This window comes from Saccharopolyspora antiqui (genome assembly GCF_052246905.1).
Lineage (GTDB): Bacteria > Actinomycetota > Actinomycetes > Mycobacteriales > Pseudonocardiaceae > Saccharopolyspora.
On sequence record NZ_JBQQBO010000001.1, the window covers coordinates 966,302 to 989,049 of the forward strand.

The window sequence follows — 22,748 nt, forward strand, 5'->3', positions numbered from 1 at the left end:
CGCGGCGGTTTCGCGCGAGATCGCCACCATTTCGCACTAGTCAGAACGCAGCCTCACCGAGGCCGGATCATGTCGGTGGCGGCCAAGGAGGCCAACGCCCGCCGGAACTGCGCCCGCCGGTCCTCCGGGACGTCCAACAACGCTTCCTCGACGCTGGTGTGCTCGCCGAGACCGCGCACCAGGTCCACCAGTTCGGGGACTTTCAGGAACGACAACTTGCGGTTGCCGAAGTGGTACGCGAGCGCCCCGAACGGCTCGGGGCGCAGCGCGACCTGCGGGTTCAACTGGTAACCCAGGCTCGAATCGAACTCCGCTGTGCCGGCCACGGTCAGTAGACCCCGCACATCCCGTCGATCGAGACCTCTTCCACGAGCAGTTCCTCTTCGATCGCCGGTTCGGCGACGACCGTGCCCACTTCGTGCTGTTCGTCAGCCATGCGATGCTCCTCCTCGGCGCGGGCCGAGTTTCCTCGACCACCGGAGCCACCGTATTTGCACCGAGTGCATTTTGGAAGACCTGGAGAGACATCCGTTGGGGCACAACACCGTTGGCGCAGTCCCGCGACCCGGCGGACGGCGGAAGGTGACCACCGCCGCCGAGCTGGAGCAGGTCGCCTTCGAGCTCTTCGACGAACAGGGCTTCGAACGCACCACCGTCACCGACATCGCCCGCGCGGCCGGTATCGCCCGACGGACGTTCTTCCACTACTTCCGGTCGAAGAACGACGTCCCGTGGGGCGACTTCGACCGGGAACTGGCCAGGATGCGCGCGGATTTCCACGCCCTGCCAACACGAACCCCGCTGATGGCGGCGATCCGGCACTGCCTGGTCGAGTTCAACCGGGTCGCCCCGGAGCAGGTCCCGGCGCACCGCCGCCGGATGCGCCTCATCCTCGGCGTGCCCGCCCTGCAGGCGCACTCGACGCTGCGGTTCCAGGCGTGGCGTCAGGTGATCGCCGAGTTCGCCGCGATCCGCCTCGGGCAACCCGCCGACGGCCTCGCCCCGCAGACCATCGCGCACGCCACCCTCGGCGTCGCCCTCGCCGCCTACGAGCGGTGGCTCGACGAGCCCGAAACCGAGCTCACCGACCTGCTCGACACCGCAATGCGCGAACTGGCCACCAGCTTCGAAGCCGCTCCCCAGCCATGACCGCAAAACCCAGCCAGCGCAACCCAACTCCGCCGCACCACAGGTGACGGGAACGAGGTGAAGGGCACCTTTTACCAACTTACTGGGTAAACGGTGCCCTTCACTCATCACCCGACTGGGGTCGTGAGTGCCTAAACCGGCTGGAGTCGGCTTTCGCACTCACGACCCGCGGTGCGGTCAGTAGTCGCCGTCGCCGTAGCGGATCATCCCGCGCAGGTTCTTGCCGTCACGCATGTCCTGGTAGCCGGTGTTGATGTCTTCCAGCTGGTAGGTGTTGGTGACCAGCTCGTCCAGCTTCAGCGTGCCGTGCCGGTAGAGCTCCAGCAGCCGCGGGATCTGGGTGCGCGGGCTGACGCCGCCGAAGATCGCGCCCTGCACCCGCTTCTGCAGCAACGTCAGTTCGTGCAGGCGCAGCGAGGTATCGACCTGCTTCGCATCGCCCATCCCGGTGACCACCACCTGACCACCCTTGCCGGTCAGCGCGAGCGCCGGTTGCAGCTGCTCGCCCTTGAGGTCGCCGATGGCCAGGATCGTGGTGTTGGCGTTCTGCCCCCAGGTCAGCTCGCCGATCGGCGCCGCCGCCTCGTCCATCGACGGAAACGCGTGCGTGGCACCCAGTTCCAGTGCCTTCTCCCGCTTGAACGCCACCGGGTCGACCGCGATCACGTAGCGCGCGCCAGCCGCGGCCGCGCCCTGCACGGCGTTGATCCCGACACCACCAACGCCCACGACCACCACCGTGTCACCGGCGCGGGTCCCGCCGACCTCGGTGGCCGAACCCCACCCGGTGGACACGCCGCAGCCCAGCAGTGCGGCCTTGTCCAGCGGGATGTCGTTCTCGATCTTGATCACCGACGCCTGGTTGACCGTCACGTACGGCGCGAAGGTCCCCAGCAGGCACATCGGCACGACCGGCTTGCCGCGCAGGCTGACCCGGTACGTTCCGTCGGAGATGGCCCGGCCGCTGAGCAGGCTGGCACCGGTGTCGCAGAGGTTCTGCATCCCGCGCGCGCAGGGCCGACACGTCCCGCAGCCGGGGATGAACGCCAGCACGACGTGGTCGCCTTCCGCCAGACCTGGAACCTCGGGCCCCACCTTGGTGACCACCCCGGCGCCCTCGTGCCCGCCCAGCGCGGGGTACGACGCGGCCGGGCTCGCGCCGGTGCGCAGGTGCTCGTCGGAGTGGCACAGTCCCGAGGCCGCGAGCCGCACCTGCACCTCACCGGCCACCGGGTCGCCCAAGTCGATCTCGTCGATCTCCCAGTCCTTGCCGGGACCGTGCAGCACCGCAGCCTTGGTCTTCATAGCCACTCCTCGTCGAATGGGCGAACCAGGTCAAGGTCACCTATGGCTTCCCGAGCATGGAAAACCGCGAGAATCCAGTCAAGGGGTGGATCTCCGGGGCACGAACAGGGGCTGTTCGCTACGGCTGGTCGTCGCGCACCACGATGACCGGGCACGGCGAGTGGTGGATCAGCTTGTGGCTGGTGGAGCCCAGCCGCAGGCCCGGGAACCCGCCCCTACCTCGTGCGCCCACCACCACGAGCTGGGCCTGCTTGGCGTGCGCGAGCAATTCGGCGGTCGGCGATCCGCGACTCACGAACCGCTGCACCTCGACGTCTGGGAAGCGCGAACTCCAGCCCGCCAGGGCCTCGGAGACGAACCGCTGCTCCCTTTCAGCGACCTCTTCCTCTGGCAGCCGGGTGCGCATCCACTTGAGGTCGATCCCGATCACTTCCCAGGTGTGCACCACGTGCAGCGGGACCGTCCAGGACGCCGCCACCGCGAAGGCGTGCGCGAGCACCGACTCGGCGGATCGGGGGTCGTCCACCCCGGCCACGACCGGACCGGTCACCGGAAAGGTCAGCGGATCACCGACATCCGGCACGACCGCCACCGAGCAGTTCGCGTACGCGGCGACCTTCACGGCCACCGCGCCGGCGAGCAGTCCGGTGAATCCGCCGAAACCGCGATCGCCCACCACCAGCAGCCCGGCCGTCTCGGATTCCGCGATCAGGACCTTGTCGGGGGTGCCCGGACTGGACGCGGTGCTCACCGGCAGTTCCGGCGCCTGCTCCCGGGCTGCTTCGGCGCCGGTGGAAAGCCACCGCGCGACCTGTTCCCGGATGTGCGCCTCGTGCTCCTTCGGCCAGTGCACGCCGGGGATTTCCGACAGCACGGGCTGGGCGGTCGGGTCCGCGTACACGATCCGCAGCTCGGTCCTCCGGCGGTCCGCCTCGCGAGCCGCCCACCGGGCCGCGTTGCGCGCGACCGCCGAACCGTCCACGCCCACGACCACGGGTCCGGTTCCGACACCGCTCATCCGGCCGTCCTCCTGGTGCTGCCCGTACGACACCACCAGGGTGGTCGCCCCCAGCCCAACGCGCTCGCCGATCTCGCGCGTGCGAAAGCGGGTTGGAGGCCGCCTTCGCACGCGCCACCGGTTTAATGTCGGCGTGAACTCCCCGATGAACCCGTCCTTCAGCGTGATTTCCGGCAGCCAGGTGCGCGAGGTGCTCAGCGGTCGGGAGCAGCAGGTGACGCGCGTGGTCGAAGCGGCCTACCGGTTGCACGGCGAGGGGCGGACGGTGAACCCCGATTCGTACTTCTTGCGGTTCCCGGACGATCCCGCGTCGCGGATCATCGCACTGCCCGCCTCGGTGCGCGGCGATGTCGACGTGCACGGCATCAAGTGGATCTCCAGCTTCCCGGCGAATCTGGACGCCGGGCTGCCCCGCGCCTCCGCGGTGCTGATCCTCAACGATCCCGGCACCGGTCATCCGTTCGCCTGCCTGGAAAGCTCCATCATCAGCGCGGCCCGGACCGCGGCGTCGGCGGCGCTGGCCGCGGTGCGGATCAGCCAGCGGCGCGGTGGCAAGCCGCGTCGGGTCGGTTTCGTGGGCACCGGGCTCATCGCCCGGTACATCCACACCTACCTGTCCGCCAACGGTTTCGAGTTCGACGAGCTCGGCGTGCACGATCGGTCCACGGCATACGCCGAGGCGTTCAAGGGGTATCTGCGGCGGACCGAGACCGGCACGATCACCGTGCACGACAGGCCGGAGGAGCTGATCCGCTCCGCCGACCTGGTCGTCTTCGCCACCACCGCGGGCGAACCGCACGTGACCGACCCGAGCTGGTTCGCGCACCACCCGTTGGTGCTGCACGTCTCGCTGCGGGACCTCTCGCCGGAGGTCATCCTCGCCGCCTGCAACATCACCGACGACGTCGAGCACTGCATGAAGGCCAACACGTCGCTGCACCTGACCGAGCAGCGGACCGGCAACCGGGATTTCGTCGCCGGTGCCATGCCCGAGTTGCTGGACGGATCGCTGGACTGGCCCGCTGACCGGCCGGTGATCTTCTCCCCGTTCGGGCTGGGCGTGCTGGACCTGGCCGTCGGCAAGTACGTCCACGACCAGCTGGCCGAAGCTGGCGAGCTGAATGCCGTGCCCGGTTTCTTCGCCGAGCTGAACCGCTACGCCTGATCGGCGGTTCAGCGACCGCCGTCCCGCTCCGTCACACGAGGGGGCGGCCGGTCCTGATGCGGCGGCGGAGGTCCCAGAGCACGAGGTTGAACGGGAATCGCCGCAGCACCGGTGGCAGGCGGCGCACGATCGCCGCGATCACCGACATGAGCGCGTCGAACCGCCGCTGGTCCCGGTCGGTCCAGCGCAGGCGCATCTCGGCCCGGAACCGTTCCGTGAGGAAACCGGTCGTGACGAACCTGTTGAAGCGGCCGAACAGCAACGGCAGCGGGCGCGGCAGCCAGGCCAGCATCGTCACGGCGGACAGGTAGTCGCGCACCGCGTCGTCGATCGCGATGCGGTTCAGGGACTCGGTCCAGTACTCCTCGAAGGCGGCGCGATCGACCGGCCACGCCTGCGGCGGCACCTGCAACGTGGTGCCCAGCACCGCACCGTCCCGGAAGAAGGCCTCGGCGGTTTCGGCGTCCGGCTCGCCGAAGAAGATCCGGTGCAGATCCTCGACGCCCCGGTACAAGCAGGCCGCCACCCACAGTTGCAGGTCCGGGTCGAACGCGTGGTAGGTGACCGGGCTCGAATCCGTCGAGCGCACCTGGGCGTGGACCCGGTTGACGCCCTGCCGGAACAGCTCCCGCTCCCGCTCGGTGCCCATCGTCGCGACGGCGAGGTAGGCCAGGGTGGTGCGGGTCCGCTTCGCCGGATGCCGGAACAGCTGGCCGCTTTCCACCCTGCTCTCCAGCACGCCGTAGCCCACGCCGGGACGGGCGAGCTGCATGATCACGTTCGCACTGCCCGCCAGCATTCCCACGCCGAGCACCGTGTTGATGCGCCAGCCCTCGTTCACCACGTCCACCGTCCGACACCCGCCCGCACCGAGTCAATTAGACGAGCCCGGCTGTTCCGGGCGCCCGCTGCCCAACGGGTGCGCGCTAGGCGTGGTCGGTGACGTCGAGGGCGGTGCGCACGATCGCGTCGGCGTCGATGCCGTGGTGGCGGTAGACCTCCGGCAGGGAGCCCGACTGGCCGAAGGCGGTGACACCGAGGTGGGCCGCGCGCACCCGGTTGATGCCCGCCAGGAACGCCAGCGCGTGCGGATGTCCATCGAGGACGGTCACCAGCGGATTCGCCCGGTGTGCGGGGAAGACCTGGTCGAGGATCCCCACCGGGCCACCACTGCCCTGGCGTGCCCGCAGCGCCTCGAACAGCAGACCGGGGCTGGTCACGCAAACCACGTCCGCGCCGATGCCCTGGGCGTCGAGGCGGTCCGCGGCCGCCAGTGCTTCCGGCACCACGGCGCCCATCGCCGCCAGGGTCACCGCGGGCTGGGCGTGTCGGCGCAGCGGGTAGGCGCCGCCGATCACCTGGCGGCGACGGCGTTCGCGCGCCGCTGGGTCGGTGGGCACCGCCGCGAGCGTCTGATCGACCGGGCGGGTCGACAGCCGCAGGTAGGCGGACGTTCCGCCGGGCCTGCCCAGGCGCGACAGCGCGGCCAGCAGGCACCATTCGGTGTCGATGGCGAACGCCGGTTCGTAGCTGGTCAGGCCGGGCTGCTCCAGGCCGATCGACGGGGTGATCACGGACTGGTGCGCGCCGCCCTCGGGCGCCAGGCTCACCCCGGAGGGTGTGCCCACCAGGATCGACTGGCCGCCGCCGTACATCCCGAACGACCACGGCTCCAGCGCGCGCCCGACGAAGCAGTCGTAGACCACGCCGATCGGCAGCAGCGGCTGTCCCCAGCGGCTCCAGGTCGCGCCGAGTTCGCCGAGCAGGCTCACCAGGTTCGTCTCGGCGATGCCGAGTTCGATGTGCTGACCCGCCGGGCGTTCCCGCCAGTGCAGGATGGTTTCGGTGTCGTCGGCGAACCAGTCCACCCGCTCGGTCGGCGACCAGACGCCCACCTTGTTCAGCCAGCCGCCCAGGTTGGTCGAGGAGCTGACGTCCGGTGCGAGGGTCACGATCCGCCGCGCCGCTTCCGGCGCGCCGCGCTTGAGGTCGAGCAGCGTCCGGCCGAGCGCGGCCTGCGTGGTCGCGGTGCCGGTCGGCGTCCGGCCGATGTCCACCGGCAGTTCCGGCGGCGACACCTGCTCGCGCTCGCGTCGCCGCAGCCGGGCCGCGGCGTCGGCGCACCGCTGCCCCGCCGCGCCCTCCGCCGGGAACCGGTGCCACGGGTCGTCGAGATCGGCACCGACGTGCTCGGCGAGCAGCCGCATCTGATCGGCGCTCAGCAGCGAGCTGTGGTTCTGCGGGTGACCTTCGGTGGCGAGGCCGTATCCCTTGATGGTGTAAGCGAAAACGACCGTGGGGCGGGTGTCGTCGATGGCCCGGAACGCCTCGTCGAGCGCCGCCAGGTCGTGGCCGCCCAGGTTGCGGATCGCGGCGGCCAGCGTCTCATCGTCCACATCGGAGAGCAGCCGGGTGATCTCGGCACCGTCCGGACCGGGCAGCCGTTCGCGCAGCTGTTCCGGCGTGCAGCGCAGCAGCCGCTGGTATTCGGGGTTGCTCATGCCGTCGATGCGCGCCCGCAGCGCCGCGCCGCCGGGCCTGGCGAACAGTCCTTCCAGCAGCCGCCCGTACTTGAGGGTGAGCACCTGCCAGCCCGCGGCGGCGAACATGCCCTGCAGGCGGTTGGCCGCGATGTTGGGCACGACGCGGTCCAGCGACTGCCGGTTGAGGTCGACGATCCAGACCACCTCGCCGAGGTCGGCGACGGTCGGGTCCATGATCGCTTCCCAGCAGGCGCCCTCGTCCAGTTCGGCGTCGCCCAGCAGCGAGTACTGCCGCCCGGTGCCCGCGTCGCCGAGGTGGCTGTCGACGTAGCGGCGGGCCACCGCGCCCCAGATGGGCGCCGTGGCGCCGAGCCCGACGGAGCCGGTCGAGTAGTCCGCCGGGTCGGGGTCCTTGGTGCGGCTCGGGTAGCTCTGCAGGCCGCCGAATTCGCGCAGCGTGCTCAGGTACGACTCGTCGAGCTCGCCGAGCAGGTAGTTGATCGCGTGCAGCACCGGGGATGCGTGCGGCTTCACCGAAACCCGGTCCGCCGCGGTCAGGTGCTCGAAGTACAGCGACGTCATGATCGACACCATCGAGGCGCAGGACGCCTGGTGCCCGCCGACCTTCAGGCCCGAGGTGTTGGGGCGCACCCGGTTCGCGTGGTCGATGATCGCCGTCGACAGCCACAGCACCCGCCGCTCGACCTCGCGCAGGGGTTCGGCCGTCGCCGCCTGGACCGGCACCGCGCTGGTCATCAGGCCTCCTCGAAGAATTGTCACATTGCATTGAAGAGAACACCAAGCGCACAATCTCTGCACAAGTTCCGGATCGGATTTTGCGCATTCTGCACCGGCCCGCGTCGGTGCGAGTTGATGAAGGTGAGCATTGTGCCCAGCGCCCCCACCCTCGACGAGGTCGACATCCGGCTGTTGCAGGCGTTGAACGCCGAACCCCGCGCGACGGTGGTGGCGCTGGCCGAACGCGTCGGCCTGTCCCGCAACACGGTGCAGGCCCGGCTCAGCAAGCTGGAGCGCAGGCTGGGGTCCTTCCAGCGGCGCATCGACCCGGCCGCGCTCGGCTATCCGCTGACCGCCTTCATCACCGTGCAGGTCACCCAGCAGATGCTCGGCGAGCTCGCCGAATCGATGGCCGAGATCCCCGAGGTCGTCGAGGTCTTCGGACTGACCGGCGCGACCGACCTGCTGGTGCGGGTGGTGGCGGTCGACGCCGACGACCTGTACCGGATCGCCGGTCAGGTCCTCGCCACGCCAGGCGTGGAGCGGACCAACTTCGCCCTGGCGATGCGCAGCCTCGTCGACTTCCGCCTGACCCCGCTGCTGGCGAAGGCCCTCGCCGACCGTTGAGGATCACCTGCCGATTTCGCGCGAAACCGACGCCCGCCACGCGTGGGATCCGGCGATTTCGCGCGAAATCGCCTTCGGTCAACCGGAGCGGGCGATTTCGGCGCGAACGCCCAGCAGGCGCACCGGGCGGTCCAGCGGGAACCGGTCGAGGGCGACTTGGGCCGCCTGCTCGATGGCCGCCGCATCGCGGGTCCAGGTTCCCAGCGACACGCCGTGGGTGTGGGTGGCGAAGCGGGAGTCGCGCACCTTCACCACGACCCGGCGGGCCAGGACGTCCTCGGCGGCGAGATCGTCGGCGACGACGTGCGCGAGGCGGGTGATCTCCGAGCGCATTTCAGCGGTGTCGCGCAGGTCCTGCTGGAAGGTGACCTCGCGGCCGTGCGAGCGCGCCTGGTAGGGCTCGTCGGTCACCGGCGTCGAGTCGTAGCCGTGCGCGAGCGCCACCAGCCAGGGTCCGATGTTGGGGCCGAAATCACCGGCGAGGTCGGCCATCTGCGTTCGCGCCAGGTCACCGACGGTGGCGATACCGCGCGTCGCGAGCTTCTTCGCGGTCTTCGAACCCACTCCCCACAACGCCTCCGTCGGCCGCGAGGCCATCACCTCGACCCAGTTCGACATGTCGAGCCGGAAGACGCCAGCCGGTTTGGCCAGCCCGGACGCGAGTTTCGCCCGCAGCTTGTTGTCGCCGATGCCCACCGAACACGCCAGGGCGGTGCGCTCCCGCACGTGGTGCTGCACCGAGCGCGCGGTCAGCTCGGCATCGTCGGTGTCGACGAGCATGAACGCCTCGTCCCAACCGGCGACTTCCAGGATGCCGCCGACCTCCCGCAGCGCGGCCATCACATCTGCGGAGGCGGCGAGATAGGTTTCGCGGTCGGCGGGCAGGAACACCGCCGCCGGGCAGCGGGCCGCCGCGGTGCGCAGCGGTGTGCCGGAGCGCACCCCGAACTCGCGCGCCTCGTAGGACGCCCCGGCCACCACGCCGCGCTGCTTCGGGTCGCCGGAGCCACCGACCAGCACCGGTTTGCCCCGCAACTCGGGGTGGCGCAACAGCTCGACCGCGACGATGAACTGATCGAGATCCACGTGCAACACGACCCGCTCCACGCTGCCAGCATCGACGTGTTCTGCGATTTCCGCCAGAGCGGGCCACCCGCCAGCCGCGCCCACCTGGAGCAACCGCCACCGGCCGCAGCCGAGAGGACATTCCACATAGGACATCTCCAGCGGCTCGGTCGACCGCCGGTACCGCGACGACGTCGCCGGTGCGCGACACTGGCGGGATGGGCAAACGAAGCGCTGGCATCCTGCTGTTCAAGATCGAGGACGACGAGCCGCAGATCCTGGTGGTGCATCCGGGCGGCCCGTTCTGGCGGAAGAAGGACGCGGGCGCCTGGTCGCTGCCGAAGGGCGAGTACGAGCCGGACGAGGACGCCCGATCGGCGGCGGTCCGCGAGTTCGCCGAGGAGACCGGCATGCCGCTGACCGACCACGACCTCTCGCCGCTGGGCGAGGTCAAGCTGCGCAACGGCAAGCTCGTGACCGCCTGGGCCACCGAGGGCGACTTCGACGCGGCCACCCTGCGCAGCAACGAGTTCGAGGTGGAGTGGCCACCGAAATCCGGCCGCCGCCAGAGCTTCCCCGAGGTCGACCGAGCCCTGTGGTGCGATCCGGAAACCGCCCGCGAAAAGCTCAACCCGGCCCAAGCGGCGTTCGTCGACCGCCTGCTCGACCTGCTGCGGAGCACCGGCCGCCTGCCGCAACAGGTTTGACCTGCGGCAGGCGCGACGGCCGTTGGCGACAAGATCGTGGTCGACACCTGGTCCGAAGCCGAGATCTAGCGCACACTGCCCATCGTCTGACCGGGGAAGCCCAGGCGTGCCAACGAATTGTGCGTGCCACCGGGCGCGAATCGGCCCTCGCCAAGGCGTGCTGGCGCCCGCATAATCGCGAAGATGACCATTGCGGAGCTGCACGCCGAGTTCGATGCCCTGCGCGTCGATGAGCTGCGGTTGCGCAGCTCGCAGAAGTGGTCCCTGGTCGATCCCGACGTGCTGCCTGCCTGGGTCGCCGAGATGGACTACCCGTTGTGTCCGGTAGCGCGGCACGTGCTGCGGGAGTTGGTGGCGCGCTCCGACTTCGGCTACCCGGTGATCGACGAGCACCTCAAGGCGTTCGGCGACTGGGTTTCCCGGGAGCAGCGCTGGCAGGTCGATCCGGCGCTGGTCTCGCCCGTCGCCGATGTGATGGCCGGGCTGGACGCGGCGGTGCGCCGACTCACCGCGCCCGGCGACGGCGTCGTGGTGCTGACCCCGGCGTACCCGCCGTTCCTGGAAATGCTGGCGCACCTGGGCCGACCGATCCGGGAATGCCAGCTGGTGGACACGCCGGATGGTTGGCAGATCGATTTCGACGCGGTCGCCGACGCGCTCGCCGCCGGAGCGCGGGCGGTGCTGCTCTGCCATCCGCACAACCCGACCGGCCGGGTGTGGTCGCCCGCCGAGTTGCGGTCGATCGCCGAACTCGCCGATCGGCACGGTGCCTTCGTGATCAGCGATGAGGTGCACGCTCCGCTGCGCTCCGCCGACTTCGTCCCGTACGCCGCCGTCAGCGCATCGGCCGCCTCGCACGCCGTCACGGTGACCAGCGTGTCCAAGGGGTGGAACGTGCCGGGGCTGAAGTCCGCCGTGCTGGTGTGCCAGGAGGCCACGAAGCACATCCTCGACACCATGTCGCCGCACGAGAAGAAGCACGCCTCGGTGCCCGGGATCGCCGTGGCGACCGCGCTGTGGCGCGACGACGGCGGTTGGCTGACGGCAGTGCGCAGCTACCTGGATCGCACCCGCGACCGGCTGCGGGCCTGGGTGGACGAGCATCCGCAGGTCCGGTGGCATCGCGGCCAGGCCGGTTACCTGGCCTGGTTGGACATCCGCGAGCTCGGCCCGAACCCCGCCGAGGTGCTGCTGCGCGAGGCCCGCGTCCGGGTCGTCCCGGGAACGGACTTCGCCCCGCTCGGCTCGGCGGCCGGACGAGGCTTCGTCCGCTTCAACCACGCGACTTCGCTGCCGCTGCTCGACGAAATGCTGGCGCGGCTGGGATCAGTTCTCGATTGACGCCTCGCGGGTCTCCCGGCTGGCGAACAGCGCGATCAGCGTGATCACGCCCATCGCCGCCAGGTACACCCCGACCCAGCCCAGCCCGTAGGAGCTGGCCAGCCAGGTCGCGATGTAGGGAGCGACCGAGGCACCCAGCAAGCTGGCGAGGTTGTAGGACACCGAGGCGCCGGTATAGCGCACCGCTGTTGGGAACAGCTCCGGCAGCATCGCGCCCATCGGCCCGAACGTCATGCCCATCAGCCCGAGCCCGACGATCAGGAACGACACCGTCGCCACCTCGGACTGGGCACCGAACCACGGTCCGAGCAGCAGGCCGAACACGATGATCGCGATGGTGGTGAGGATCAGGGTGGGCCGCCGCCCGAAGCGGTCGGCCAGCCACCCGGCCAGCGGAACCGTCAGGCCGAAGAACACCACCCCAACCAGCAGCATGACCAGGAACGACGAACGCGGGTAGCCGAGGCCGGATTTGTCCGTGCCGAACGACAGCGAGAACACCGTCATCAGGTAGAACAGCACGTAGGTGGCCAGCATGATGAAAGTGCCGAGCACCAGTGCCTTGAAGTCGCCGCGGAAGACCCGGGTGAAGGGCACCTTCGCGCGCTCGTTGCGCGCCACCACCTTCGCGAACACCGGGGTCTCGTGCATGCTCAGCCGCACCCACAGGCCGACGACCACCAGCACCGCCGACACCAGGAACGGCACCCGCCAGCCCCAGGCCTGGAACGTCGCGTCGTCCATCACCTCGGACAGCGCCAGGAACAGCCCGTTGGCGAAGAAGAATCCGATCGGCGCGCCCAACTGCGGGAACGTGCCGAAGAAGGCCCGCTTGCGCGCGGGCGCGTTCTCGGTGGCCAGCAGCGCGGCACCACCCCACTCGCCGCCGAGCCCCAGGCCCTGCCCGAACCGGCACAGCGCCAGCAGCAGCGGCGCCGTGACACCGATCTGCTCGTAACCGGGCAGCAGGCCGATCACCACGGTGGAGATGCCCATCGTCAGCAACGAGGCGACCAGCGTGGACTTCCGACCGATCCGGTCCCCGAAGTGGCCGAAGAGCGCGGAGCCGACCGGGCGGGCCACGAAGGCGATAGCGAAGGTCGCCAGCGACTGCAGTGTCGCGGCAGTCGGGTCACCGGAGGGGAAGAACAGGTGCGGGAACACCAGGATCGCGGCGGTGGCGTACACGTAGAAGTCGTAGAACTCGATAGAGGTTCCTACCAGGCTGGCGAGCACGACCTGTCGAGTCGAGTTCCGCGGAACGGGATCCCCCGACGATCCGGAACCCCGCACTCCCGGTGCTGGGACATGACCGACAGCCATGGCGCCATGACCTCCTCGATAACACGAATGGGCTAAGGCACTCTAACCGCCGACCGACCACCAACCGAGACTCCAATCCCGCATAGTGGGCATCCTCACCACCCACCACCCCCGGCCCCGTTCGGGTTAAGAGTGAAGGGCACCTTTGACCGGCATAGTCGGTCGAAGGTGCCCTTCACTCGTCCTTGTGCCGGGTTGGTCACCCGTTGAGGAAGTCGGTTAGTAGGGCGGTTAGGCGGGCTGGGTTGTCTTCTTGGGCTAGGTGTCCGGCCTGGTCGATCCAGGTCAGGTGGGCGTGCGGGATCCGCTGGGCCAGTTGTTCGGCGCGGTCGGTTGGTAGCCATTGGTCCTGGTCGCCCCAGGCGATCAGGACTGGGCAGTCGACTTCGTCGTAGCGGTTCTCGATTTCGCGGGTGTAGCGTTCGTCGGCTTGGGCGATCTGGCGGTAGAACGCCGGTTGTCCGACCTCGCCGAGCCAGGGCGCGACCAGCGCGTCCAGCACCTCGCCGCGCAGTTCGCGGTGCGCCGCCGTCGTGATGTAGCGGCGGACCAGCGCCTCGTGCAGGTGTGGCGGCAGTGCCGCGAAGACCTCGGAATTGTCCTGCACCAGGCGGAAGAACTCCGAACCCCAGGGCCGCACGCTCACCGCGTCGACCAGCGCCAGTCGTCCATAGTGGACACCGTCCAGCAGGGTGGATCGCAGTGCCACCGCGCCACCGAAGTCGTGCGCGATCACCGCCGGGCCGCGCAGCCCCCAGTGCCGCAGCAGATCGGTGAACACCGCCTGCTGGGCGCCCAGCGAGACGTCCTGCCCGTCCCGCTTCTCGGACTGCCCGTAGCCCGGCATGTCCCAGACGTACACCTGGTGCCGGGCGCTGAGCGCACCGGCGATGTCCCGCCAGACGTAGGACGAGAACGGCGTCCCGTGCAGCAGCACCACCGGATCCCCTTGTCCGTGGCTCGCCCAGCGAACGGTTCCGCACGGCGTCTCGTGCCGCTCCGGCAGCTCCCAGTCCATCCCAACCTCCGTTACCGGCTCCGAGATCCTACAAGTAACGTTACCATCAGAATCGAGATGCCGGTAAACTGGATTCGTGGCGTACAACCGACCAGCCGCTCCGGGCGAGCTGGCATCCGTCGAGGCGTTCGGCAATTCCGCGCGGTTCCTCTACGACGAGGACGCCTTCGCCGACCTGGCGAGCACGCAGGCGTGGTTGCGGGAGCACGAACGGCAGGACGTCGCCGACGAGCTGGACGAATCCGCTCGTGGCGAGCTGGGGCGAGCGCGCGAAGCCATCCGCGAACACCTCGCCGGAACCGATTCCGCAGGGCTGAACGACTACGCGCGCCGCCTCCTGCGGCCGCCGCAGTGGCAGGACGGCGGCGTGCTGATCCCGGTGGCCGACGGCACCCCGGTCGAGCGCCTGATCGGTCGGCTCATCGCGACCCTGGCGGTCGACGGGCTGGCCGGGAAGTCGGGGCGCCTCAAGGTCTGCCACGCCGACGACTGCCGCTGGCTGTTCTACGACCGATCACCCGGCAACAACAGCATCTGGTGCAGCATGGACATCTGCGGAGCACGCCACAAGATGCGCACCTACCGAACCCGCCGCAAGAAGATCGTGAAATGAGTGAGGGGCACCCGTGCCCAAGTAACTGGGTCACGGGTGCCCCTCACCGGGGACTTCCAGAGGTCACACCACGGCTTCGTCGGCTTCGTCCGGGGCGTCCTCGGGGCGCACCGGCAGCGTGTCGAACGCCGCCGGCGGCTCCTGCCAGTACGTCGCGCCGCTACCGGCCTGGATCGCGTTCCACACCCGCTCCGGAGTGGCCGGCATGTCGATGTGCCGCACCCCGAGGTGCTTCACCGCGTCGACCACCGCGTTCTGCACCGCCGGTGTCGAACCCACCGTGGCGGACTCGCCGATTCCCTTGGCGCCCAACGGGTTGTACGGGCTCGGCGTCTCGGTGTTCGCCGTCTCGAACGACGGCAGGTCCGCCGCCGACGGGATCGTGTAGTCGGCGAGGGTGCCGGTCTCCGGGTTGCCGTCGGCGTCGAAGGTGACCTGCTCCCACAACGCCTGCGCGATGCCCTGCGCCGCACCACCGTGCTGCTGGCCGCGCACGATCAGCGGGTTGAGCACCCGACCGCAGTCGTCCACCGCGATGTGCCGCAGCGGGCGGACGTAACCGGTCTCCACGTCCACCTCGACCACCGACACGTGCCCGCCGAACGGGAACGTCGCACCGGCCGGGGCGAAGTCGATGTTCGCGGCCAGCCGATCGCCGTCGTCGGCAGCCGCACGGGCGAGCTCCGCCCAGGCCACCTTCGCGCTCGGCACCCCGGCCACGCCGAGCTCGCCGCCGTCGGTCAGCTCGATGTCGTCAACCGACGCCTCCAGCCGGGACGCGGCCAGTTCCTTGGCCTTCTGCAGCACCGCCGCACCAGCCTCCTGCACCGCGCTACCGGCGAGCTGCAGCGACCGGGACCCGCCGGTTCCCCCACCGCGCGGCACCTGCGCGGTGTCGGACTGCAGGAACTCGATCGACTCCATCGGGATGCCCAGCGTGTCGGCCACGATCATGGCGAACGAGGTCGCGTGCCCCTGCCCGTGCCCGGACGTGCCGACCTTGATCCGGGCGCCGCTCTCGTGCACCTCGACCTCGGCGTACTCCCCCGCGCCGCCACCGGTGATCTCCACGTAGGCGCTCACCCCGATGCCCAGCAGCAGGTGCTCGCCCGCGGCGATGCGGCGCGCCTGTTCGGCCCGCAGCGCGTCGTAGTCGGCCAGCCGCAGCGCCTCGGCGAGCGGACGTTCGTAGTCGCCGCTGTCGTAGCTGGCGCCCACCAGCGTCTGGTATGGGAAGGACTCCGGCGCGAGGAAGTTCCTGCGCCGCAGCTCGACCGGGTCCACGTCCAGCTCGGCCGCGGCCAGATCCATCAGCCGCTCCAACATCGCCGCGGCCTCCGGCCGTCCCGCGCCGCGGAACGCGCCGACCGGCGTGGTGTTGGTCAGCGCCGCCGCCGCGTCGTAGCTGATCTTCGGGATCCGGTAGACGCCCTGCGACATCATCCGCGTCGGGCCCATGGCCAGCGCGCCGCCGAAGCCCGCGTAGGCACCGGCGTCGCCGACGACCCGGCAACGCAGCCCGACGATGCTGCCATCGCGGCGCAAGCCCAGTTCCGCGTACTGCACCTGGGCCCGCCCGTGCGGCATGGCCTGCATGTTCTCCGACCGGGACTCGACCCACCGCACCGGCCGCCCCAGGTGCTGGGCAACCGCGATGGCCACCGCGTGCTCGGAGATCATCCCCGCCTTGCCGCCGAACCCGCCGCCGACGTGCGGGGAGATCACCCGCACCCGCTCCGGGGCCCAGCCGAAGGCCTTGACCACGCCATCGCGCAAGCCGTGCGGCATCTGCGTCGAGACGTGCACCGTCACGTCGTACTCCTGGTCCGGACCGCCCGGCTCTACCGCGATCGCGTTGCCCTCCAGCGGAACCACCGCGACGCGCTGGTTCTCGATGCGGGCCCGCACCACCACGTCCGCACCGGCCAGCACATCCGCACCGGCAGCATCGCGGTAACCAGCGGCCACGTTCGAGCCCAGCTCCGGGAACTGCGGTTCGGACGCCGAGTCCAGGGCGCGTTCCGGATCGGCGACAGCGGGCAGCGGGTCGTAGTCGACATCGACCAGTTCGATCGCGTCGGCGACGGCGGCGGCGCTCTCGCCGACGATCACCGCGACCGGCTCACCGACGAACCGAACCCGGTCGGTGGCCAGCGGCGGGCGTTCGCAGTCCGGGTTGAGCACGACGAACGGCGGCGCGACTGGAATGTCCAGATCTCCCGCCGCGAACGCCGCGATGACGCCCGGCGCGGCAGCGGCCGCCTTGACGTCGACACCCGTCAGCCGCGCGTGCGCCACTGGCGAGCGGACGAATCCGAGGTGCACCAAGCCCTCGAAGTCGAGGTTGCCGACGTAGGTGCCCCGACCGCGGAGCAGTTCCGGGTCTTCGACCCGTTGGACCTCGGTCCCCAGCAATGAACCCACCATGTTCGAAACCCTATCCGTCAAGCCGTCGACAAGCACCAGAAAACCCGTTGCGACCGAGGACCAACAACGAACATCCGGTAAAAATTCCCGCGCCACCGACAATAATGGCCGGTCCTGCGCGGAAAACCGGCCGGGCCGCACCGGCGCATGATCGTCGAGCCGGAACCAGTCCACTCCGGCCTTTTGAATGGGGCCTTTTGAATGGGGCCTGTCGATTGGGGCCTGGTGAATGGGGCCAGTTGAACACGTCCTGTCGAATGCGACAGCGCCGCCCCCTCGGACAAAACACTCTGTCGCCCGCACCAACCGGGAACCGTGCCCGGCTTGCCCGATTCCACCTCAATGACCGGTGGCGGCCCGATGCGACTCGGTCGGGCTGGGCGCCGACGTCACTCCACATAGGATGATGAAGCCCAGCACGGCCAGGCCCGCGTGCAGGAAGTTCTCGGCCGGATCCAGCGAGAACGGCGTTCGGTCTTCACCGGCGGTGCTTTCCGCCGTGCCGTAGACGAACAGCAGCACCCCGACGACCATCTGCGACGCCGCGAACACCACCACGCCACGCCGCCACCGCACGGCGACCAGCGCCAGCACCCCGGCGACCAGCAGCAGGATGCTGTGCGTGGTGTTGAGCTCGAAGATCACCAGCACCGCGACGTCGTCCGAAGCGCGCCAACCGGCGTTGGCCAGTCCCAGGAGGCCGAGCAGGATCAGCACCAGACCTTCCGCGGCGAGCACCAGCGGCCACGGGTTCCGGGGAACCATCGAGCACCTCCGCAGCTGGAGTGCCCGCCGCCGACCGATCGAAAACCTGCCGCCAGCGCCGTTGACCCGGGCCCGACGCGGCGGTACTTTCACTGATCAAGCGGCTGCTTCACGGATGTGAAAACCCTGGGAACTCCGCGCGATCCGGCTTGGCGCGGGGTCAGCACATCAGCACAAAGGAGTGCTCGATGGGAACGACTGTCGCGCCTGACGACGATCCATACCTGCTGACCGCGGACGGCGTCCGGGAGCCGCCGAAGGGCTGGCAGGCCAGCCTGCGCTACCTGGGCCCGGGGCTGATCATCAGCGCTTCGATCGTCGGCTCCGGAGAACTCATCGCCACCACCGCACTCGGTGCCGAAGCCGGATTCGTGTTGCTGTGGTTGGTGATCCTGTCCACCGCCGTCAAGGTCGCGGTGCAGGCCGAGCTCGCCCGCTGGACCATCTGCACCGGCAAACCCGCGCTGTCGGGCTTCAACGACGTGCCGCCGCGACTCGGCCGGATCGGCTGGATCAACGTCCTGTGGATCATCCTGGCCCTGTCCAAGCTGTTGCAGGCCGGTGGCACCATCGGCGGCACCGCGGTCGCGTTCAGCCTGCTGATCCCGGTCGGCGGCGACCCCATGAGCAGCACGTCCATCACGGTGTGGACCATCATCGTCGCGCTCGGCAGCATCGCGTTGCTGTACTCCAGCGGCTACCGCTTCATCGAGCGCGGCGCCTTCCTGCTGGTGGTGGTGTTCTCGGTGGTCACCGTCGCCATCGCGTTCGGTCTGCCGTTCACGCCCTTCGGCTACGGCGGCGGCGACGTACTCACCGGACTCACCTTCAGCATTCCGGCCGGTGCGATCGGCGCGGCGGTGGCGATGTTCGGCATCACCGGCGTGGGCGCCGACGAGATCACCTTCTACACCTACTGGTGCCTGGAGAAGGGCTACGCCCGCTGGTCCGGTCCCCCGGACGGCAGCCAGCAGTGGCGGCAGCGCGCCCAGGGCTGGATCAAGGTGATGTACAAGGACACCTTCCTGTCCTGGGTCATCTACACCTTCAGCACCCTCGCCTTCTACCTCATGGGTGCGGCGGTCCTGCACCCGCAGGGTCTGGTGATCGAAGGCAACGGCCTGATGGAGACGTTGTCGCGGATGTACACCGACGTGCTCGGCGAGTGGGCGAGCACGCTGTTCCTCATCGGCGCCATCGCGGTGCTCGGCTCCACCCTCTGGGCGGGCCTGCCGAGTTGGGCGCGGATGTACACCAACCTGTTCTCGATCGTCGGTTTCCTGGACTGGAACGACATTCCCGCTCGGCGGCGCTCGATCAAGGTGCTGATCGCGTTGCAGCCGATCCTGTGGACCACCGCTTATCTGTTCATCAGCTCACCGGTGGTCATGGTGCAGATCGGCGGCATCATGACCGGCATCTTCCTACCCGCCGTGGTCATCGCCACCTGGTACCTGCGCAACACCCAGGTCGACAAGCGCCTGCACGGCGGCCGCTGGTTCAACGGCCTCCTGGTGGCCAGCAGCATCGCGATCACCCTGCTCGGCATCTACACCGTCCTCAACGTGTTCGGCCTCGGCGTGGGCTGAGTGCTTCGCAGTGGCGTGGTGCTTCGCAGTGGCGTGGTGCTCCGCAGTGGCGCGGCCGTTTGCCGAGACGAGTTCGAAAGGCGTGCTGCGACACGTCGCGATCACGAGCCGTGGGTCCTATGGTTCCGCCTACGGTCGGCGCGCTGCGTCTCGGCTCGGTATCGCCCGTTGACCGGCCCCGTTCGCAACTGTAGCTTTCACATCCATAAGACATACTTCACAAATGTGAAAAAACTCCCGCTCAGCACAAAGGAGTGCCCGATGGGAACATCCGTCGCGACCAGCGACGATCCGTACGTTCTCACCGCGGACGGCATCAAGGAACCACCCAAGGGTTGGAAAGCAAGCCTGCGGTACCTGGGCCCGGGACTGATCGTCAGCGCATCGATCGTCGGGTCCGGAGAACTCATCGCCACCACCGCGCTCGGCGCGGAAGTCGGCTTCGCCCTGCTGTGGATGGTCATCCTCTCCACCGCCGTCAAGGTGGCGGTGCAGGCCGAACTGGCCCGCTGGACGATCATCACCGGCAAACCGGCACTGACCGGGTTCAACCAGGTACCACCGCGGCTGGGCCGGATCGGCTGGATCAACCTGCTGTGGATGTTCATGGCGCTGTCCAAGCTGCTGCAGGTCGGCGGCATCGTCGGCGGCACCGCGGCTGCCTTCAGCATGCTGATACCCGTCGGCGGTGACCCGCTCGGCTTCACCTCGTTGACGGTGTGGACGATCATCATCGTGGTCGGCAGCATCGCGCTGTTGTACTCGAACAACTACAGCCTGATCGAACGCGGCGCCTTCGCGCTCGTGGCGGTGTTCTCGGTGGCCACCGTCGTCATCGCGCTCGGCCTGCCCTTCACGCCGTTCGGCTACACCGGCGGCGACCTGCTCAGCGGCCTCACCTTCAGCATCCCGGCGGGCGCCATCGGCGCGGCTATCGCGATGTTCGGCATCACCGGCGTGGGCGCTGACGAGATCACCTTCTACACCTACTGGTGCCTGGAGAAGGGCTACGCCCGCTGGGTCGGCCCGGCCGAGGACACCGAGCAGTGGCGGCAGCGCGCGCAGGGCTGGATCAGGGTGATGTACAAGGACGTCTTCCTGTCCTGGGTGATCTACACCTTCAGCACCCTGGCGTTCTTCGTGATGGGTGCCGCGGTGCTCAACCCGCAGGGGCTGGTGCTCGAAGGCAACGAGATGATCACCACCCTGTCGCAGATGTACACCGACGTCATCGGCGAATGGGCGGCCATCGCCTTCCTCATCGGCGCCATCGCGGTGCTCGGCTCCACCCTGTGGGCGGCGATCCCGAGCTGGGCGCGGATGTACACCAACGTCCTCGCGGAACTGCACGTGGTGGACTGGACGAACGCGCGGTCCCGGCAGAAGTGGATCCGCGGTTTCACGGTGGCGCTGCCGATCCTGTGGGGCGCGACCTACCTGCTCGTCAGCTCGCCGGTGGTCATGGTCCAGATCGGCGGCATCATGACCGGCATCTTCCTACCAGCGGTGGTCATCGCGACCTGGTACCTCCGCAACAAGGAGGTCGACAAGCGCCTGCACGGCGGCCGCTTGTTCAACACCATCCTGGTGATCAGCAGCATCGCGATCACCCTGCTCGGCATCTACACCCTCCTGAACGTCGTCGGCGTCTCCTTCGGCTGAGCAGGTGAGGGGCACCCGTGACCCAGTAAGTTGGTCACGGGTGCGCCTCACTCTTAACTCCTGCGTGGATCATCTTCCGCGTGGTGGCCAGCCCGAGGGCGAATATCCGTTGGACAGGCGGATGAGAATCACGTCGTGGACCAGCACAGCTCCTACGACATCGCGCCGGTCGGCGTGGCCGAGCCCATCGCCCTGCGACTGCTGCGCGAGTACACCGACGAAATGGCCAGCCGGTACTACGGCCGCCCCGCGACCGACGCCGAGATCGACGCGGCGATAGCCGAAGATCCCAACGCTGGCCTGCACCCGCCGAAGGGCGTGTTCCTGCTGGCCAAGCAGGGGGCCGAGCTGTTCGGATGCGTCGGGATCCGCGAGCTCGAACCCGGTGTCGCCGAGCTCAAGCGGATGTACGTCAGACCGCGGGCGCGCGGTCTCGGCCTGGGCGCCCGGCTGCTGGCCGCCGTCGAAGCGCACGCCCGCGACCTCGGCTTCCAGTCGATTCGCCTGGACACCCGCCACGACCTCGTCGAGGCCCGCAGCCTGTACGCCAAACACGGCTTCCACGAGATCCCCGCCTACAACAGCGGCCCCTACGCCGACCACTGGTTCGCGAAGAAACTACGGTGACCAGCAGATCCGCTGAAGCGCGCACGCCCCGAAAGGAATCGTCGATGCCTCCCGCAGCTGGCGGTACCGCACTCCCGGTCCGCCTGACCGCCACCGACGCCGGTGAAGTGCTGACGTTGCAGCGAGCCGCCTACGTCACCGAGGCACAGGCGCACGACGATCTTCGAATGCCGCCGTTGACCGAGACCCTCGACGACATCCGCGCGCAGCTCGCCCGGCCGTCCTGCCTGGCCTGGGGCTACCGGGAGGCGGGCCGACTCGTCGCGGCGGTCCGCGTCGAACTCGGCGAGACGACCGCCGGGCTGGGCCGCCTGGTGGTCGCTCCCGATCGGCAGGGCCACGGTCTCGGCACCGGGCTGCTGGCGCACGTCGAGCGGCACCTCCCCGCGCGGATCGGGGTGATCAACCTGTTCACCGGCGAGCACAGCACCGCGAACCTGCGGCTCTACCGGCGGTTGGGTTACCAGGAGACGCACCGCACCCCGGAAGGGCACTACCAGCTCATCCACTTCCGAAAACCGCTGCGGCAAGCCAGTGCCCGGTAGCGCTGAGATTCGAAAGGCGGCGGCGTGAGTACCATCAGACCGCAGGTGATCCGGACCGAGCGGCTCGGGCTGGTACCGCTTCGCGTGGACCACGCCGCGGAGATGTCGAACGTGCTGGCCGATCCGGAACTTTACGGCTTCATCGGCGGTACCCCGCTGTCCGCGCAAACGTTGCGTTCCCGGTACGAACGGATCATCGCCGGTGCACCTGATCCCGCGGTGTCCTGGTGCAACTGGGTGGTCCGGCTGCTGGCCGAGGCGCGCCTGGTCGGTACGGTCCAGGCCACGATCGCCCCCGGCGAGCACGGACCGATCGCCGAGATCGCCTGGATCGTCGGCACCGCCTGGCAGCGGCGGGGCATCGCGAAGGAAGCCGCGCGGGGCCTCGTCGACTGGCTGCGCCGCCAACCGGTGAGCGGCGTCGTCGCGCACATCCACCCGGACCACCGGGCATCGGCGGCGGTGGCGACGGCGACCGGCCTCAAACCCACCGGCCAATGGCACAACGGCGAACTCAGCTGGCGCCTGACCATCACCCCCAGCGCCACACCCTGACGCACCAGCGGCAAACGCCTGTCCTT

General features: G+C 69.2%; 22 protein-coding genes. 11 read left to right on the forward strand and 11 right to left on the reverse strand.

Going from position 1 to position 22,748, the window contains the following annotated elements; all coding sequences use genetic code 11:
- Positions 1–53: 53 nt before the first annotated feature.
- Positions 54–326, reverse strand: coding sequence for a mycofactocin biosynthesis chaperone MftB (gene mftB / locus ACTWQN_RS04165; RefSeq protein WP_443201954.1), 273 nt, complete (start codon positions 324–326; stop codon positions 54–56).
- A gap of 2 nt (positions 327–328) precedes the next feature.
- Positions 329–436 carry a mycofactocin precursor MftA gene (gene mftA / locus ACTWQN_RS04170; protein ID WP_443201955.1) on the reverse strand — a complete coding sequence of 36 codons (108 nt, stop codon included), beginning with the start codon at positions 434–436 and terminating at the stop codon, positions 329–331.
- A 146-nt stretch (positions 437–582) separates the two neighbouring features.
- Here mftA and mftR point away from each other — a divergent pair, with 146 nt between their 5' ends.
- Positions 583–1,149, forward strand: coding sequence for a mycofactocin system transcriptional regulator MftR (mftR, locus tag ACTWQN_RS04175; RefSeq protein WP_443201956.1), 567 nt, complete (start codon positions 583–585; stop codon positions 1,147–1,149).
- Between the two features lie 177 nt (positions 1,150–1,326).
- Here the strand turns inward: mftR and ACTWQN_RS04180 are convergent, their stop codons facing one another.
- Positions 1,327–2,454, reverse strand: a complete 1,128-nt coding sequence (locus tag ACTWQN_RS04180; protein WP_443201957.1) for an NDMA-dependent alcohol dehydrogenase — start codon at positions 2,452–2,454, stop codon at positions 1,327–1,329.
- Between the two features lie 118 nt (positions 2,455–2,572).
- Positions 2,573–3,472, reverse strand: a complete 900-nt coding sequence (locus tag ACTWQN_RS04185) for a universal stress protein (RefSeq protein ID WP_443201958.1) — start codon at positions 3,470–3,472, stop codon at positions 2,573–2,575.
- Positions 3,473–3,617: 145 nt separating this feature from the next.
- Here ACTWQN_RS04185 and sbnB point away from each other — a divergent pair, with 145 nt between their 5' ends.
- Positions 3,618–4,637, forward strand: a complete 1,020-nt coding sequence (gene sbnB / locus ACTWQN_RS04190; RefSeq protein WP_443202023.1) for a 2,3-diaminopropionate biosynthesis protein SbnB — start codon at positions 3,618–3,620, stop codon at positions 4,635–4,637.
- Between the two features lie 31 nt (positions 4,638–4,668).
- On the opposite strand, the gene ACTWQN_RS04195 is transcribed toward sbnB, so the two are convergent.
- Both ACTWQN_RS04195 and ACTWQN_RS04200 read right to left on the reverse strand, forming a co-directional pair.
- Positions 4,669–5,436: an oxygenase MpaB family protein gene (locus tag ACTWQN_RS04195; protein WP_443202024.1), complete on the reverse strand. Its 768-nt coding sequence runs from the start codon at positions 5,434–5,436 to the stop codon at positions 4,669–4,671.
- Positions 5,437–5,563: 127 nt separating this feature from the next.
- Entirely contained in the window at positions 5,564–7,876 is a 2,313-nt protein-coding gene (locus ACTWQN_RS04200) for a thiamine pyrophosphate-binding protein (RefSeq protein ID WP_443201959.1), read from the reverse strand.
- Between the two features lie 117 nt (positions 7,877–7,993).
- Between ACTWQN_RS04200 and ACTWQN_RS04205 the strand changes: the two genes are divergently transcribed.
- Positions 7,994–8,485 (forward strand): Lrp/AsnC family transcriptional regulator, encoded by a 492-nt coding sequence (locus ACTWQN_RS04205; protein WP_443201960.1) that lies wholly within the window; start codon positions 7,994–7,996, stop codon positions 8,483–8,485.
- A 78-nt stretch (positions 8,486–8,563) separates the two neighbouring features.
- On the opposite strand, the gene ACTWQN_RS04210 is transcribed toward ACTWQN_RS04205, so the two are convergent.
- Positions 8,564–9,580, reverse strand: a complete 1,017-nt coding sequence (locus ACTWQN_RS04210; RefSeq protein WP_443201961.1) for a DNA polymerase IV — start codon at positions 9,578–9,580, stop codon at positions 8,564–8,566.
- Positions 9,581–9,768: 188 nt separating this feature from the next.
- Here ACTWQN_RS04210 and ACTWQN_RS04215 point away from each other — a divergent pair, with 188 nt between their 5' ends.
- Positions 9,769–10,257, forward strand: a complete 489-nt coding sequence (locus ACTWQN_RS04215) for an NUDIX hydrolase (RefSeq protein ID WP_443201962.1) — start codon at positions 9,769–9,771, stop codon at positions 10,255–10,257.
- A gap of 183 nt (positions 10,258–10,440) precedes the next feature.
- Positions 10,441–11,598, forward strand: coding sequence for a MalY/PatB family protein (locus tag ACTWQN_RS04220; RefSeq protein ID WP_443201963.1), 1,158 nt, complete (start codon positions 10,441–10,443; stop codon positions 11,596–11,598).
- Here the strand turns inward: ACTWQN_RS04220 and ACTWQN_RS04225 are convergent.
- Together ACTWQN_RS04225 and ACTWQN_RS04230 are read right to left on the reverse strand one after the other, a co-directional pair.
- Positions 11,584–12,921: an MFS transporter gene (locus ACTWQN_RS04225; RefSeq protein ID WP_443201964.1), complete on the reverse strand. Its 1,338-nt coding sequence runs from the start codon at positions 12,919–12,921 to the stop codon at positions 11,584–11,586. The genes ACTWQN_RS04220 and ACTWQN_RS04225 overlap by 15 nt on opposite strands.
- 199 nt (positions 12,922–13,120) lie before the next feature.
- Positions 13,121–13,939 carry an alpha/beta fold hydrolase gene (locus tag ACTWQN_RS04230; RefSeq protein WP_443201965.1) on the reverse strand — a complete coding sequence of 273 codons (819 nt, stop codon included), beginning with the start codon at positions 13,937–13,939 and terminating at the stop codon, positions 13,121–13,123.
- Positions 13,940–14,015: 76 nt separating this feature from the next.
- On the opposite strand from ACTWQN_RS04230, the gene ACTWQN_RS04235 reads away from it, so the two are divergent.
- Entirely contained in the window at positions 14,016–14,552 is a 537-nt protein-coding gene (locus tag ACTWQN_RS04235) for a CGNR zinc finger domain-containing protein (RefSeq protein ID WP_443201966.1), read from the forward strand.
- A 63-nt stretch (positions 14,553–14,615) separates the two neighbouring features.
- Here ACTWQN_RS04235 and ACTWQN_RS04240 read toward each other — a convergent pair whose 3' ends face one another.
- Both ACTWQN_RS04240 and ACTWQN_RS04245 read right to left on the reverse strand, forming a co-directional pair.
- Positions 14,616–16,979 (reverse strand): xanthine dehydrogenase family protein molybdopterin-binding subunit, encoded by a 2,364-nt coding sequence (locus ACTWQN_RS04240; protein WP_443201967.1) that lies wholly within the window; start codon positions 16,977–16,979, stop codon positions 14,616–14,618.
- Positions 16,980–17,318: 339 nt separating this feature from the next.
- On the reverse strand, positions 17,319–17,744 hold the full coding sequence (locus tag ACTWQN_RS04245) for a DUF4383 domain-containing protein (RefSeq protein WP_443201968.1): 426 nt from the start codon (positions 17,742–17,744) through the stop codon (positions 17,319–17,321).
- Positions 17,745–17,932: 188 nt separating this feature from the next.
- Here ACTWQN_RS04245 and ACTWQN_RS04250 point away from each other — a divergent pair, with 188 nt between their 5' ends.
- The 5 genes from ACTWQN_RS04250 to ACTWQN_RS04270 all read left to right on the forward strand — a co-directional run bounded on the left by ACTWQN_RS04250 (position 17,933) and on the right by ACTWQN_RS04270 (position 22,722).
- Positions 17,933–19,333: an Nramp family divalent metal transporter gene (locus ACTWQN_RS04250; RefSeq protein ID WP_443201969.1), complete on the forward strand. Its 1,401-nt coding sequence runs from the start codon at positions 17,933–17,935 to the stop codon at positions 19,331–19,333.
- A gap of 261 nt (positions 19,334–19,594) precedes the next feature.
- Positions 19,595–20,995: an Nramp family divalent metal transporter gene (locus tag ACTWQN_RS04255; RefSeq protein ID WP_443201970.1), complete on the forward strand. Its 1,401-nt coding sequence runs from the start codon at positions 19,595–19,597 to the stop codon at positions 20,993–20,995.
- Positions 20,996–21,130: 135 nt separating this feature from the next.
- Entirely contained in the window at positions 21,131–21,622 is a 492-nt protein-coding gene (locus ACTWQN_RS04260; RefSeq protein ID WP_443201971.1) for a GNAT family N-acetyltransferase, read from the forward strand.
- A 44-nt stretch (positions 21,623–21,666) separates the two neighbouring features.
- Positions 21,667–22,167, forward strand: a complete 501-nt coding sequence (locus ACTWQN_RS04265; RefSeq protein ID WP_443201972.1) for a GNAT family N-acetyltransferase — start codon at positions 21,667–21,669, stop codon at positions 22,165–22,167.
- A 24-nt stretch (positions 22,168–22,191) separates the two neighbouring features.
- The gene (locus ACTWQN_RS04270; RefSeq protein ID WP_443201973.1) at positions 22,192–22,722 is read left to right on the forward strand and encodes a GNAT family N-acetyltransferase; all 531 of its coding nucleotides are present in this window, start codon (positions 22,192–22,194) and stop codon (positions 22,720–22,722) included.
- Positions 22,723–22,748 lie beyond the last annotated feature (26 nt).

Bases quoted from the DNA above. Each gene is read 5' to 3' on its own strand.
- ACTWQN_RS04255 (WP_443201970.1), top strand. From the start codon at position 19,595: ATGGGAACATCCGTCGCGACCAGCGACGATCCGTACGTTCTCACCGCG.
- ACTWQN_RS04180 (WP_443201957.1), bottom strand. From the start codon at position 2,454: ATGAAGACCAAGGCTGCGGTGCTGCACGGTCCCGGCAAGGACTGGGAG.
- sbnB (WP_443202023.1), top strand. From the start codon at position 3,618: ATGAACCCGTCCTTCAGCGTGATTTCCGGCAGCCAGGTGCGCGAGGTG.
- ACTWQN_RS04250 (WP_443201969.1), top strand. From the start codon at position 17,933: ATGGGAACGACTGTCGCGCCTGACGACGATCCATACCTGCTGACCGCG.
- ACTWQN_RS04185 (WP_443201958.1), bottom strand. From the start codon at position 3,472: ATGAGCGGTGTCGGAACCGGACCCGTGGTCGTGGGCGTGGACGGTTCG.
- ACTWQN_RS04245 (WP_443201968.1), bottom strand. From the start codon at position 17,744: ATGGTTCCCCGGAACCCGTGGCCGCTGGTGCTCGCCGCGGAAGGTCTG.
- ACTWQN_RS04240 (WP_443201967.1), bottom strand. From the start codon at position 16,979: ATGGTGGGTTCATTGCTGGGGACCGAGGTCCAACGGGTCGAAGACCCG.
- ACTWQN_RS04205 (WP_443201960.1), top strand. From the start codon at position 7,994: ATGAAGGTGAGCATTGTGCCCAGCGCCCCCACCCTCGACGAGGTCGAC.
- mftA (WP_443201955.1), bottom strand. From the start codon at position 436: ATGGCTGACGAACAGCACGAAGTGGGCACGGTCGTCGCCGAACCGGCG.
- ACTWQN_RS04220 (WP_443201963.1), top strand. From the start codon at position 10,441: ATGACCATTGCGGAGCTGCACGCCGAGTTCGATGCCCTGCGCGTCGAT.
- ACTWQN_RS04230 (WP_443201965.1), bottom strand. From the start codon at position 13,939: ATGGACTGGGAGCTGCCGGAGCGGCACGAGACGCCGTGCGGAACCGTT.
- ACTWQN_RS04200 (WP_443201959.1), bottom strand. From the start codon at position 7,876: ATGACCAGCGCGGTGCCGGTCCAGGCGGCGACGGCCGAACCCCTGCGC.
- ACTWQN_RS04195 (WP_443202024.1), bottom strand. From the start codon at position 5,436: ATGCTGGCGGGCAGTGCGAACGTGATCATGCAGCTCGCCCGTCCCGGC.
- ACTWQN_RS04225 (WP_443201964.1), bottom strand. From the start codon at position 12,921: ATGGCTGTCGGTCATGTCCCAGCACCGGGAGTGCGGGGTTCCGGATCG.
- ACTWQN_RS04215 (WP_443201962.1), top strand. From the start codon at position 9,769: ATGGGCAAACGAAGCGCTGGCATCCTGCTGTTCAAGATCGAGGACGAC.
- ACTWQN_RS04265 (WP_443201972.1), top strand. From the start codon at position 21,667: ATGCCTCCCGCAGCTGGCGGTACCGCACTCCCGGTCCGCCTGACCGCC.